The 12,176-nt window shown below is 70.0% G+C and carries 9 protein-coding genes; 4 read left to right on the forward strand and 5 right to left on the reverse strand.

What is annotated here, in order from left to right; translation table 11 throughout:
* The first annotated feature begins 75 nt into the window (after nucleotides 1-75).
* Complete coding sequence (parC, locus tag MKL09_RS00200; RefSeq protein WP_244016866.1) at nucleotides 76-2,322, forward strand: DNA topoisomerase IV subunit A; 2,247 nt, start codon at nucleotides 76-78, stop codon at nucleotides 2,320-2,322.
* 580 nt (nucleotides 2,323-2,902) lie between these two features.
* On the opposite strand, the gene MKL09_RS00205 is transcribed toward parC, so the two are convergent.
* From MKL09_RS00205 to gltX, 3 genes are all read right to left on the reverse strand, one after another.
* Nucleotides 2,903-3,787, reverse strand: coding sequence for a DNA-3-methyladenine glycosylase family protein (locus tag MKL09_RS00205; protein WP_244016868.1), 885 nt, complete (start codon nucleotides 3,785-3,787; stop codon nucleotides 2,903-2,905).
* Between the two features lie 83 nt (nucleotides 3,788-3,870).
* Nucleotides 3,871-5,160, reverse strand: coding sequence for a citrate synthase (gene gltA / locus MKL09_RS00210; RefSeq protein WP_244016870.1), 1,290 nt, complete (start codon nucleotides 5,158-5,160; stop codon nucleotides 3,871-3,873).
* Between the two features lie 226 nt (nucleotides 5,161-5,386).
* Nucleotides 5,387-6,814 (reverse strand): glutamate--tRNA ligase, encoded by a 1,428-nt coding sequence (gene gltX / locus MKL09_RS00215; protein ID WP_244016872.1) that lies wholly within the window; start codon nucleotides 6,812-6,814, stop codon nucleotides 5,387-5,389.
* A gap of 150 nt (nucleotides 6,815-6,964) precedes the next feature.
* On the opposite strand from gltX, the gene MKL09_RS00220 reads away from it, so the two are divergent.
* The gene (locus MKL09_RS00220; protein WP_244016874.1) at nucleotides 6,965-9,241 is read left to right on the forward strand and encodes a ComEC/Rec2 family competence protein; all 2,277 of its coding nucleotides are present in this window, start codon (nucleotides 6,965-6,967) and stop codon (nucleotides 9,239-9,241) included.
* Here the strand turns inward: MKL09_RS00220 and lexA are convergent.
* Complete coding sequence (gene lexA / locus MKL09_RS00225; protein ID WP_244016875.1) at nucleotides 9,235-9,972, reverse strand: transcriptional repressor LexA; 738 nt, start codon at nucleotides 9,970-9,972, stop codon at nucleotides 9,235-9,237. The two genes, MKL09_RS00220 and lexA, sit on opposite strands and share 7 nt — an antisense overlap.
* Before the next feature lie 373 nt (nucleotides 9,973-10,345).
* Between lexA and MKL09_RS00230 the strand changes: the two genes are divergently transcribed.
* Entirely contained in the window at nucleotides 10,346-10,945 is a 600-nt protein-coding gene (locus MKL09_RS00230; RefSeq protein ID WP_244016877.1) for a biliverdin-producing heme oxygenase, read from the forward strand.
* 288 nt (nucleotides 10,946-11,233) lie between these two features.
* The gene (locus MKL09_RS00235; protein WP_244016879.1) at nucleotides 11,234-11,704 is read left to right on the forward strand and encodes a hypothetical protein; all 471 of its coding nucleotides are present in this window, start codon (nucleotides 11,234-11,236) and stop codon (nucleotides 11,702-11,704) included.
* A 34-nt stretch (nucleotides 11,705-11,738) separates the two neighbouring features.
* Here the strand turns inward: MKL09_RS00235 and MKL09_RS00240 are convergent, their stop codons facing one another.
* Nucleotides 11,739-11,954, reverse strand: a complete 216-nt coding sequence (locus MKL09_RS00240) for a hypothetical protein (RefSeq protein ID WP_092038462.1) — start codon at nucleotides 11,952-11,954, stop codon at nucleotides 11,739-11,741.
* Between the last annotated feature and the right edge of the window lie 222 nt (nucleotides 11,955-12,176).

Below are 12,176 nucleotides of genomic sequence, written 5' to 3' on the forward strand. Positions count from 1 at the left end.
TTCCGGGCTCCGCTTCGCGGCCCCGGACTGACGGGTCGTGATTCGGCACCGAAGTCGAAACGTTAAGGAGCCGTCATGGGCCAGCCCTTTGAGCCGCCGTCCGGCGACGGGATCGAGAGCGTCGAGCTGAAATCCGCGCTGGAGGAGCGCTACCTCGCCTATGCGCTGTCCACGATCATGCACCGGGCGCTGCCGGATGCCCGCGACGGGCTGAAGCCGGTGCACCGGCGCATCCTGTACGGGATGCGGCTGCTGCGCCTCGACCCGAACACCGCGCACAAGAAATGCGCCAAGATCGTCGGCGACGTGATGGGCGATTTCCACCCGCACGGCGATCAGGCGATCTACGACGCGCTGGTGCGACTCTCCCAGGATTTCGCGCAGCGCTATCCGCTGGTCGACGGGCAGGGCAATTTCGGCAACATCGACGGCGACGGCCCGGCTGCCTACCGCTACACCGAGGCCCGCCTCACCGAGGTCGCCCGGCTGCTGCTCGACGGGATCGACGAGGACACGGTCGATTTCCGCCCGTCCTACAACGGCGAGAAGGAGGAGCCGGTGGTGCTGCCGGCCGCCTTCCCGAACCTGCTCGCCAACGGCAGCCAGGGCATCGCGGTCGGCATGGCGACCTCGATCCCGCCGCACAACGCGGCCGAGCTGTGCGACGCCGCGCTCTACCTGATCAACCACCCGGGGGCGACCTCGGCCCAGCTCAACAGCTTCGTCCAGGGGCCGGATTTCCCGACCGGCGGCATCCTGGTCGATTCGGCCGAGTCGATCACCGAGGCCTACCGGACCGGCCGCGGCGCCTTCCGGGTCCGGGCCCGCTGGCACAAGGAGGATCTCGGCCGCGGCACCTGGAACATCATCGTCACCGAGATTCCCTACGGCATCCCGAAGGGCCGGCTGATCGAGAAGATGGCCGAGCTTCTCCAGGAAAAGAAGCTGCCGCTGCTCGCCGATGTGCGCGACGAATCGGCCGAGGACGTGCGCGTGGTGCTGGAGCCGCGCGCGCGCACGGTCGATCCCGTGATCCTGATGGAATCGCTGTTCCGGCTCACGGAACTCGAAGCCCGCATCCCGCTCAACCTCAACGTTCTGGTCGGCGGCCTCGTGCCGAAGGTGATCGGGCTCACCGAGTGCCTGCGGGAGTGGGTCGACCATCGCCGGGTGGTGCTGCAGCGCCGCTCGCGCTACCGCCTCGGGCAGATCGACCGCCGCCTGGAAATCTTGGGCGGCCTGCTGATCGTCTATCTCGACCTCGACGAGGTGATCCGCATCATCCGCGAGGAGGACGAGCCGAAGCCGGCCCTGATGGCCCGGTTCGAGCTCACCGAGGTGCAGGCCAACGCGATCCTCGACACGCGCCTGCGCTCCTTGCGCAAGCTCGAGGAGATGGAGCTGAAGCGCGAGCTGGACGCGCTCACCGCCGAGAAGACCGAGATCGACGCGCTCTTGGCCTCCGAGCCGGCGCAGTGGAAGGCGATCCAGGCGCAGATCCGCGCGGTGAAGAAGACGTTCGGGCCGGAGACCAAGCTCGGCAAGCGCCGGACGACGCTCGCGAGCCCGCCGGATGTCGGCGGCATCGACTTCACCGCGGCCCTGGTCGAGCGCGAGCCGATCACCGTGATCGTCTCGACCAAGGGCTGGATCCGGGCGCTCAAGGGCCACGTCGCCGACCTCTCGGGCGTGGCGTTCAAGGGCGATGACGGGCTGAAGATCGCCTTCCCGAGCGAGACCACCCAGAAGATCCTGCTGCTCGCCTCGAACGGCAAGGTGTTCACCATCGAGGCCTCGAAGCTGCCGGGCGGACGCGGCTTCGGCGATCCGGTGCGCCTGATGGTCGATCTCGACGACGGCACCGAAGTGGTCGCGGCGCTGCCGTACAGACCCGAGACCAAGCTGCTCATCGCCGGCTCGGACGGGCGCGGCTTCGTGGCACCCTCCGACGCGCTGGTGGCCAACACCCGCAAGGGCAAGGGCATCCTGGGCTTGGATGGCGACGCGACCGCCGTCGTGCTGGTCCCGGCCGAGGGCGACCACGTGGCGGTGGTGAACACGGAAAAACTGCTGCTGATCTTCCCGATTTCGGAGGTGGCCGAACTCGCCCGCGGCAAGGGCGTCCGGCTCCAGCGCTGCCGCAGCGGCGGCCTCACCGACGCGCATGTCTTCCGCCTGGCCGACGGCCTGCCCTGGCAGGACGGCTCACCCGAGGGCCGGCTCGCCAACGCGTCGGTGCTGGAGAAGTGGCTGGGCCACCGCGGCGAGGTCGGCCTGATGATGGCGCGCAGCTTCCCGAAGTTCGAGCGGTTCGGGCGCTGAGCGAAGCGAGATTGTGACGGGCTTCCAAACCGCCCCTCATCGCTGAGGTGCTGCGCAGCAGCCTCGAAGGAGGACTTCAGGGATCGCAAGGCCAGCTGAAGGCCTCCTTCGAGGCCTCCGCTACGCTCGGGCACCTCAGGATGAGGGCGCGGGTGGGACAGACCCTGTCTCAGTGCGAACGCTGGCCGAGCCAGAGCGCGCCGAAGGCCAGCACGCCGCCACCAAATGGCACCGCGAGCAGGAGAAGGAACTGGGCTGTCGTCATGGGCGAAGATCCCGAAGCACGTGCCGCACACCCCAATATATGGCGCCACTCATGGTCCAGCAAACCGCCATCGCGATGCGCACGGGCGCGAAATGCGGGCGATCCGACAGGGCTGTCGATATGAACGGCGCGAAACCACCCACAGCGAAGATCGCGACGGCGAGACCATTGGCGTAGGTACCTGTGAACTTGATGCGCTCGTTCGCGACAAGCTTGTCGCGCTTCCTCGTCCAGTTCCGACATCAACCAAGCCCCCCGGCCGGCCCTGACGTTAACCCGGCCTGACCATGGGGAAAAGGAAGCCCGCCGCTCGCCTCAGCGCCCCTTCACGGCCGCTTCGTCCGCGGCCCAGAGATGCTGGGCGGCGTAGGCCCGGAACGGACGCCAGGCCTCGGCCCGGGCCAGCAGCGCGGCCGGGCTCGGGCGGCCGGTGCCGGTCTCGAGGGCCCGCAGCAGGCCGACATCGCCCACCGGCAGGGCGTCCGGCAGCTTGAGCGCCCGCATGGCAATGTATTGCGCGGTCCAGGGCCCGATCCCGCGGATCGCCGTGAAGCGCAGCACCGCGTCCTCCAGGGTCCCGGCCGGGGCGAACAGGTCCGGGTCGGCCAGCGCCGCCGCCGCCAGAGCCCGGATCGCCGCGCCGCGGGCGCGGGGCATGTTCAGCGCGAGCGCCACGTCGGCCTCGACCAGCTGCGTCGGCGTCGGGAAGACGTGGGTCAGGGTGCCGGCAGGCTCGGCCAGCGGTATCCCGAACGCCGCGACCAGTTTTGCGGCGAGCTGGATCGCTGCCGAGACCGAGATCTGCTGGCCCAAAATCGCCCGGCAGCCGGTCTCGAACGGATCCCAGGCGCCCGGCAGGCGCAATCCGGGCCGGGCCGCCACCAGCCCGGCCAGGGCAGGGTCCCGGGACAGGCAGGCCGCGATCGCCGCCGGGTTGGCGTCGCAATCGAACAGGCGGCGCAGGCGCGCGGCGATTTCAGGCCCGGCGCTCGAATCGAGGCCGTGGAGCGTGGCATGCAGCGCGTCGTCGGCGAACGCGACCGCGACAATGCCGGGCCGGCCGCCGATGCAGACCGTGCGCGCATAAGTCCGGTCGCCGGACTCGGCCGATTCGACCCCAAAAATCGCCCGCTTCGCCAGGAAAGCGCGCAGCGACGCCCAGTCGTAGGGCGGAGGGCAGGGGAGGCGGAGCGTGACCACCGATCCAATGGGCGGCTCCCGCGCAAACGAGAGGGGCGGCCCTGCGGCCGCCCCCGGTGTCGCGTCGGGTTCGATGGCCCGGCTCAGCCGCGCTGATCCACCGGCACGTAGTCGCGCTGGGCCGGCCCGACATAGAGCTGGCGCGGACGGCCGATCTTCTGCATCGGGTCCTCGATCATCTCGGCCCATTGCGCGATCCAGCCGACCGTGCGCGCCACCGCGAACAGCACGGTGAACATGTCGGTCGGGAAGCCCATCGCCTTGAGGGTGATGCCCGAGTAGAAATCGATGTTCGGGTAGAGCTTCTTCTCGATGAAGTATTCGTCCTTGAGGGCGATCTGCTCGAGCTCCATGGCGACGTGGAGCAGCGGATCCTCGGTCTTGCCGAGTTCCTTGAGCACCTGGTGGGTGGTGCTCTGCATGATCCGCGCACGCGGGTCGTAGTTCTTGTAGACCCGGTGGCCGAAGCCCATCAGGCGGAACGGGTCGTTCTTGTCCTTGGCCTTGGCGACGTACTTGCCGACGTTCTCGGGGGTGCCGATCTCCATCAGCATCTTCAGCGCCGCCTCGTTGGCGCCGCCATGGGCCGGGCCCCACAGGCAGGCGATGCCGGCCGCGATGCAGGCGAACGGGTTGGCGCCGGACGAGCCGGCGAGCCGGACGGTCGAGGTCGAGGCGTTCTGCTCGTGGTCGGCGTGCAGGATGAAGATCTTGTCGAGCGCCTTGGCGAAGACCGGGTTGACCTCGTATTCCTCGCACGGGACCGCGTAACACATCCGCAGGAAGTTCGAGGTGTAGTCGAGGTCGTTCTTCGGATACACGAACGGCTGGCCGATCGAGTACTTGTAGGCCATCGCGGCCAGCGTCGGCATCTTGGCGATCATGCGGATCGACGCGATCATCCGCTGGCTCTCGTCCGTGATGTCGGTCGAGTCGTGGTAGAAGGCCGAGAGCGCGCCGACCGAGGCGACCATCACGGCCATCGGGTGGGCGTCGCGGCGGAAGCCGGTGAAGAACCGGTTCATCTGATCGTGCACCATGGTGTGGCGCGTGACCCGGTAATCGAAATCGGCCTTCTGGGCCTCGGTCGGCAGGGCGCCGAACAGCATCAGGTAGCAGGTCTCGAGGAAGTCGCCCTCCTCGGCGAGCTGCTCGATCGGGTAGCCGCGATAGAGCAGCACGCCCTCGTCGCCGTCGATGTAGGTGATCTTCGATTCGCAACTCGCGGTCGAGGTGAAGCCCGGGTCGAAGGTGAAGGCGCCGGTCTTGGCGTAGAGCTTGCCGATATCGATGACGTCCGGGCCGATCGTGCCGGATTTGACCGGCAGTTCGATCTCCTTGCCGTCCACGGTGATGGTGCTGGATGCGCTCATGGAACGTGGACCCTTCTCTGGCGACGTGGCGGATGCCGGCCTCGGGCTGCCCGAGGCGACCCCGGGGCCGGAGCACGCCGCGTTATGTTGCGGGTGCTCACAGATCCTGGGTTACCCAAACGGCAGTGCAGCAGCAACGGGGTCGGTGACAACCGGCCGCCATCGCCAAGCGAAATCCGGTACCAAGCGAAATCCGGGCCGAGGCCGGCAGTTCCCGGCCGCCCGGTCAGCCCTGCGACACCTGATCGCCCAGGCGCGCCAGCGTCTCGTCCCGGCCGAGAACCGCCATCACGTCGAACAGGGGCGGGGAGGTGGTCCGTCCGGTGAGCGCGGCCCGTAAGGGTTGTGCCACCTGCCCGAGCTTGCAGCCTGCGGTCTCGGCATACTGGCGCACCGCACCCTCGGTCGCCGCCGCGCTCCAGTCGGGCAGGGCTTCGAGCGCCGGCAGCACGCCGGCGAGCCGCGCCCGGCCCTCGTCGGACAGGAGCGCCCGGGCCTTGTCGTCGAGCGCAAGGGGGCGCTGGGCGGTGAGGTAGTAGGCGCTGTCGAGGAGCTCGATCAGCGTCTTGGCCCGCTCCTTCAGGCCTGGCATCGCCTGGGTCAGCTTGTCCTTCAGGTCGGGCCGGAGCGGCGCCGCGAGGCCGCGCTCGGGGCCGACATTGGGCAGGATCGTCTCGATCGCCGCGACGAGATCGGCATCGGCGCTGCCGCGGATGTAGAGGCCGTTGAGGTTGGCGAGCTTGGCGAAGTCGAATCGTGCCGCCGAGCGCCCCACCGAGCCCAGATCGAAGGCCGCGACCATCTCGTCGGTGGAGAACACCTCCTGGTCGCCGTGGCTCCAGCCCAGCCGCACCAGGTAGTTGCGCAGGGCCTCCGGCAGATAGCCGAGATCGCGATAGGCCTCGACGCCGAGCGCCCCGTGGCGCTTCGACAGCTTCGCCCCGTCGGCGCCGTGGATCAGCGGGATATGGGCCATCCTGGGGATGTCCCAGCCGAGCGCGGAAAAAATCTGGCTCTGGCGGGCGGCGTTGGTCAGGTGGTCGTCGCCCCGGATGATCTGGGTGACGCCCATGTCGTGGTCGTCGACCACGACGGCCAGCATGTAGGTCGGCGTGCCGTCCGAGCGGAGCAGCACGAGGTCGTCGAGATCGCGGTTGGCCCAGGTCACCCGGCCCTGCACCGCGTCCTCGACCACGGTCTCGCCCTCGGTGGGCGCGCGCAGGCGGATCACCGGCTTGGCCCCGGCGGGCGCCTCGGACGGGTCGCGGTCGCGCCAGCGCCCGTCGTAGCGGGGCGCGCGGCCCTCGGCCCGGGCGGTCTCGCGCATCTGCGTGAGCTCCTCGGCGGAGGCGTAGCAGTAATACGCGCGGCCGGCGGCCAGCAGCTCCTCGGCGACGGCGCGGTGGCGGTCGGCCCGGGCGAACTGGAAGACCACGTCGCCGTCCCAGTCGAGGCCGAGCCAGGACAGGCCGTCGAGGATCGCGTCGATCGCGCCCTTGGTCGAGCGTTCCCGGTCGGTATCCTCGATGCGCAGCAGCATCTTGCCGCCGGTGTGGCGGGCGTAGAGCCAGTTGAACAACGCCGTGCGGGCCCCGCCGATATGGAGGTAGCCGGTGGGCGAGGGGGCGAAGCGCGTGACGACGGCTGAGGACATCGGGCCGATATGTTCGGGGGCGGAGGGCGGCGGAGCGGCGTAAGGCTCGCGGACAGCGCCCGTAGCACGAAGCGCTCGCTGTAGCACGGGCCGACCGGTGCGTTAAGAATCCCCCGCCGGAGCTGAGTCGTCCGGTTCAGGGCGGGGCGGATGCGGCGGATCGGCGCGAGGCTGGCGGACGGCGCTGTGGCGCTGGCCGGCCCACGCGCCGTGATAGTGCCGGCGCTGGGCACCTGGCTCGCTGACGGCCTCGCCCGGGAGGTGGAGCAGCGCCGCCTGTTTCCCTGGCTGGCGGTGGCGTTCGGCGCCGGCATCCTGGTGTTCTTCGTGGGCGCCGACGGGACGCCGTGGCTCGCCGCGCCGCTCGCCGGGGCGGCTTTGGCGCTCGCGCCGGTGCCGTTCCTGGGCGCGCGGCCGGCGGCTCTGGCCCTAGCCCTGGCGCTGGCGGCCGGGTTCCTGGGCTTCGCGGCGGCGACCTGGCGGGTGACTCAGGTGGCCGCCCCGATCCTGGCCCGCACCACCATCGGGCCGCTCACCGGGATGATCGAGGCCCTGGACGAGCGCGAGGTCGGTGCCCGCCTGGTGATCCGGGTGGAGAACTTCGCCGGGCTTTCATCCGAGACGAGGCCGCTCCGGGTCCGGGTCTCGTTCCGCAAGGCGCCACCCCTGCGGCCCGGGGATTTCGTCGCGGCCACGGCGCGGCTGCTGCCGCCCCCCGAGGCGGCGCGGCCCGGCGGCTACGACTTCGCGCGGGATGCCTACTTCCAGGGCATCGGTGCGGTGGGCTCGCTGATCGGTGCGATCACGGTGCGAGAGCCACCGGCGCCGCCGCCCCTGCGCCTGCGGCTCGCCGCCCTGCTGGACGAGGCCCGCAACGCGCTGACGCGCCGGATCGCCCGGGCCGAGGGCGGCCAGGCCGGGGCGGTGGCGGCGGCGCTGGTGACGGGCAAGCGCGGGCTGATCGGCCCGGCCGCCAACGACGCGCTCCGGGCGGCGGGCATCTATCACGTGGTCTCGATCTCCGGCCTCCACATGGTGCTGGCCGCCGGCGTGGTCTTTTGGCTGGTGCGGGCGGTCCTGGCTCTCATCCCGTTCTGCGCCCTGGTCTGGCCGATCAAAAAAATCGCAGCCGGGTTCGCGATGCTGGGCGTCACAGCTTATTGCGCCTTCTCGGGCTGGGACATCGCCGCCGAGCGCTCGCTGATCATGACCCTGATCATGCTGGGCGCGATCCTGGTCGACCGGCCGGCCCTGTCGATGCGCAACCTCGCGCTCGCGGCCCTGATCGCCCTGGCGCGGGAGCCCGAGGGGTTGCTCGGGCCGAGCTTCCAGATGTCGTTCGGGGCGGTGGCCGGGCTAATCGCCTGCGCGCGGCTGATCGACGGACGCCTGTTCCGCCGCCCGGGGGCAGGGCGGATCGAGCGGCTCATCGGAGCCGGCCTCTCGGCCGTGATCGGCACCCTGGCGACGACCCTGGTGGCGCAGGTCGCCACCGCACCGTTCGCCACCTACCATTTCCAGACGGTCCAGCCGTTCGGGCTGATCGGCAACGCCCTGACCCTGCCGCTCGTCTCGCTGGTGGTGATGCCCGCGGCGGTCATCGGGATCCTGGCCTATCCCTTCGCCCTCGACCGGCCGGTCTGGTGGCTGATGGGTCAGGCGGTGGGCGGCATGCTGGCGATCTCCGAATGGATCGCCGGCTTCGATCGCGCCACCCTGGTGCTGCCGGCCTTCGGCACCGGCGCGCTGGGGCTGCTGGCGGCCGGCCTGCTCCTGGCGACGCTCCCGATCTCGCGGCTGCGCTGGCTCGCCCTGCCGCCGGCCCTGCTCGGGCTCGGCCTCGCCACGTTGCCGGAGCGCTTCGACCTCTACATCGACCGGCAGGGCATCGGCGCGGCCGTGCGCGGCACGGACGGTCTTTTGTCAGCTCTTGGTAACCCCTCGGCCTTCGTACTGGAGCAGTGGCTGAAGGCCGATGGCGACGGAAGGCCGGCCAAGGCGGTGATCGGCGGTGCCTCGAAGAGCGGACGCTGCGACCACCTCGGCTGTACCGCGCGCCTGCCGGACGGCCGCACCGTCGCCCTGGTCCGGGATCGGCGCGCCTTCGCGGAGGATTGCGCCCGGGCAGCCGTGCTGATCACGCGGCTCGCCGCGCCGACCACCTGCACCGGGCCGCTGGTGATCGACCGCCGCGTCCTCGCCGCCCGCGGCGCCGTGGCCCTCAGGGCCGAACGCGACGGGTTTACGGCCCGCTACGCAAGAGGCGACGGACGCCCGGTGCCATGGCGGCCGTCACCGGCAGCCATGGCACTGGCGGCGCAACGGCCCGAGGCACGAACCCTCATCGTCGAACCGATCCCACCGGAACCGGAGGCATCCGGCGCCGATGCCGGGCCCGGCGACGCGCCGGCCGAACCGCTTCAGTAGCGGCGGACGAGGCTGACGAGACGCCCCTGGATCTGAACCCGGTCGGGGCCGAGAACACGGGTCTCGTAGGCGGGGTTCGCAGCCTCCAGGGCGATCGAGGAACCGCGGCGGCGCAGGCGCTTCAGCGTGGCCTCCTCGTCATCGATCAGCGCCACGATGATGTCGCCGGTATTGGCCGTGTCCTGCTTGCGGATCACCACCAGGTCGCCGTCGAGGATGCCGGCATCGACCATCGAATCGCCGCGTACTTCGAGGGCATAATGCTCACCACCGGCCAAAAAATCCGGCGACATGGTGATGGCGTGGCTCTGGTTCTGGATCGCCGAGACCGGCGTACCCGCCGCGATCCGGCCCATCACCGGGATCGAGATGGCACGGCCGCCTTCGTCGTTCGCCCAAGCGTTCGTGGACTGGGCTGCGCTCGCCGGCTGGGCCGACTGCCTGGACTTTCCGCCCTCGACCACGCTCGGGGTGAAGCGGCGCGGCTCCGTAGCGGGAGCCGCCGGCTGGGACAGGCTCTCGGGGATGCGGATCACCTCGATGGCCCGCGCCCGGTTCGGCAGACGCCGCAGGAAGCCGCGCTCCTCCAGGGCCGTGATCAGCCGATGGATGCCCGACTTGGACTTGAGATCGAGGGCGTCCTTCATCTCGTCGAACGACGGAGGGACGCCGCATTCCTGCATGCGGCTCTGGATGAAACGCAGGAGATCCAGTTGCTTGCGCGTGAGCATCGACGGGGGACTCGCGGCTTGGTCGGCCGCATCGACGCGGCCACGGAAACAAATCACGAACACATTAAACGTTCCGCAAGTGTTCCGCAAGTCCGATGCGGCCAAGCTTGATCGCCGGGAGCGGTGGAAACGGCACGGTCTCGGCATCGCTGCACGATACCGCGTCGACCCGGGCCGCGCCGACTTCAGCGGATGCGAGCGGCAGCGAGTCCGTGCCGCCAGTCCCGTCTCGGCAGAGACGGCCGATCAGCCTTACGGTGACCTGAATCGCGTCGGAAGGTCCGGACGCTATAGGGTTCGCGGTTCGATCCGCGCAAGGACGAACGCCTCGACCTCCTCGGGTATCGGTTGCTGTTGGCAAGGCGCGGCTCACATGGACGTTTCATCCCCCGACACGGACGAGCCGGGCAGCCGCGTGAAGCGCCTCAGGCAGGCGACCGCGGCGGCCCACGATCAGCTCGACCGGCGCGTCATGGCCGGCCGGCCCTTCGCCGATTTTAAGCGCTACGCGCTGTTCCTCCAGGTCCAGTATCGGTTCCACGCGGTCGTGGATCCGCTCTACCGCGATGGCGCACTCGGGCACCTCTTGCCCGATCTCGACGGGAGGCGGCGGCTCGCCCTGATCAAGCAGGACCTCCTCGACGTGGCCGGCCTCATCCCCGGCGATGCACCGCAGGGGCACCCGGGCACGATCGATCCCACCGGCGGTCTCGGCTGGCTCTACGTCGCCGAGGGGTCGAGTCTCGGTGCGGCGATCCTGCTCAAGGAAGCCCGGAAGCTCGGCCTGTCGGAAGCCCACGGCGCCCGTCACCTCGCCGGACATCCGGACGGACGTGGACTGCACTGGCGGCAATTCACGTCGGCCCTCGACCAAGTCGCGCTCACGGGCGACGGCGAGCGGCGCGTCGCCGCCGGCGCCACGGAGGCGTTCCGGTTCGTGCACCGGCTCGTCGGGGACGCGTTCGGGGACTGACGCCGCCGGCGAGTCCCCACGGACGGCCGTCGTACGATCATGGGCGACGGAAGGGCACGCCATGGGTCGCCGTCTTCTCGACCATCCACCGCCAATTCGCCCTGACACACCCGGAGTGACACACCCCGCCCGACACACACCGCCTGCGTGCGGAAAGCCGTTCGGGGCGACAAACGCATTGACTGGTCAAGCGCGGCCGTTTCAATGCTGCTGCTGCCGAGCGGCGCGGCGGCGGGAGCGTCCCGGCGGTTTCGAGACCGGGCTGGCATTGGGCTTGGGATGACGAGGATGCGACGGCGCGCGGCTCTGCTGCCCATCGGCTTGAGGTCCATCGGCCTGGCGACCGTCGGGCTCGCCCTGGCCGGCTGCACCACGGGGTTCTCGTACATCTCGCGGAACTACGTCGCGCTGACCCCGCAGGTGGTCACCATCGGCTGCAAGGAGCCCTACGAGGTCTATGACAACCGGCAGCTGCGCCGGATGCTGATCGTTTCCGACGCCCTGCGCGAATATGCCGGTTGCAACCTCAACGAGGTGCGGATCGATCCCGATCCGGCGGCGAGCCGGGTGAAGCGGTTCCGTACCGCCGCCCGTGCCTATCTCGACGAGACCGTGCGGGAGGATTGCCGGATCACCGGCGAGACCGTGTTCGATCCGCTGAAGAGCGAATTCGCCTATGCCTGCGACGGGCCGATCGAGAAGCGGGGCACGGTGGTGCCGCGCCTGCCCGGCCGCCATCCGGGCCTGAACCAGCAGTAATTTTCTTACGAACGGAAGCTGTCCCGAGGGTCGGTCAGGTCCCGGGCTTCGGGAACGTGCGCTCGGCCGCGTCGCCTGCCGCCGCCAGCAGGGCGCGGGCGAAGGCGCGGGCCTCCGACCGGTCCAGCACGATCGCCGCCGTAACCGGGCTGCCGCCAAGGTCGGCGAGGGCGAGTTCCAGCCGCACCCCGTCCGGAACGGCGCTCGCCTGGAGGCTCCAGCCACCTCCGCGATCCGTGCTTTTCGCCATCACGACCCCTTCCGCGTGCCTCTCTGCGGCCTTAGAGCCGTTCCCGATCGGGTTGCAATCGGCAACGGCCCTAAGTCCCTGAGAGCCTGTCCGATAATGATCCGAGGCGGGGTTGAGTGGCCGGGATGGCGATGATTCCAGGTGGGTTGCTGAAGCCTAACCTGGAAGCGCCATGTGGACCCCGACCACCCGGCGGCAGCATAGCCGCGCCGGCCTTCGCTA

The organism is Methylobacterium sp. J-048, from assembly GCF_022829515.1.
In the GTDB taxonomy this organism is placed as follows: domain Bacteria; phylum Pseudomonadota; class Alphaproteobacteria; order Rhizobiales; family Beijerinckiaceae; genus Methylobacterium.

Bases quoted from the DNA above. Each gene is read 5' to 3' on its own strand.
- parC (WP_244016866.1), top strand. From the start codon at position 76: ATGGGCCAGCCCTTTGAGCCGCCGTCCGGCGACGGGATCGAGAGCGTC.
- gltA (WP_244016870.1), bottom strand. From the start codon at position 5,160: ATGAGCGCATCCAGCACCATCACCGTGGACGGCAAGGAGATCGAACTG.
- gltX (WP_244016872.1), bottom strand. From the start codon at position 6,814: ATGTCCTCAGCCGTCGTCACGCGCTTCGCCCCCTCGCCCACCGGCTAC.
- MKL09_RS00220 (WP_244016874.1), top strand. From the start codon at position 6,965: ATGCGGCGGATCGGCGCGAGGCTGGCGGACGGCGCTGTGGCGCTGGCC.
- lexA (WP_244016875.1), bottom strand. From the start codon at position 9,972: ATGCTCACGCGCAAGCAACTGGATCTCCTGCGTTTCATCCAGAGCCGC.
- MKL09_RS00230 (WP_244016877.1), top strand. From the start codon at position 10,346: ATGGACGTTTCATCCCCCGACACGGACGAGCCGGGCAGCCGCGTGAAG.
- MKL09_RS00235 (WP_244016879.1), top strand. From the start codon at position 11,234: ATGCGACGGCGCGCGGCTCTGCTGCCCATCGGCTTGAGGTCCATCGGC.
- MKL09_RS00240 (WP_092038462.1), bottom strand. From the start codon at position 11,954: ATGGCGAAAAGCACGGATCGCGGAGGTGGCTGGAGCCTCCAGGCGAGC.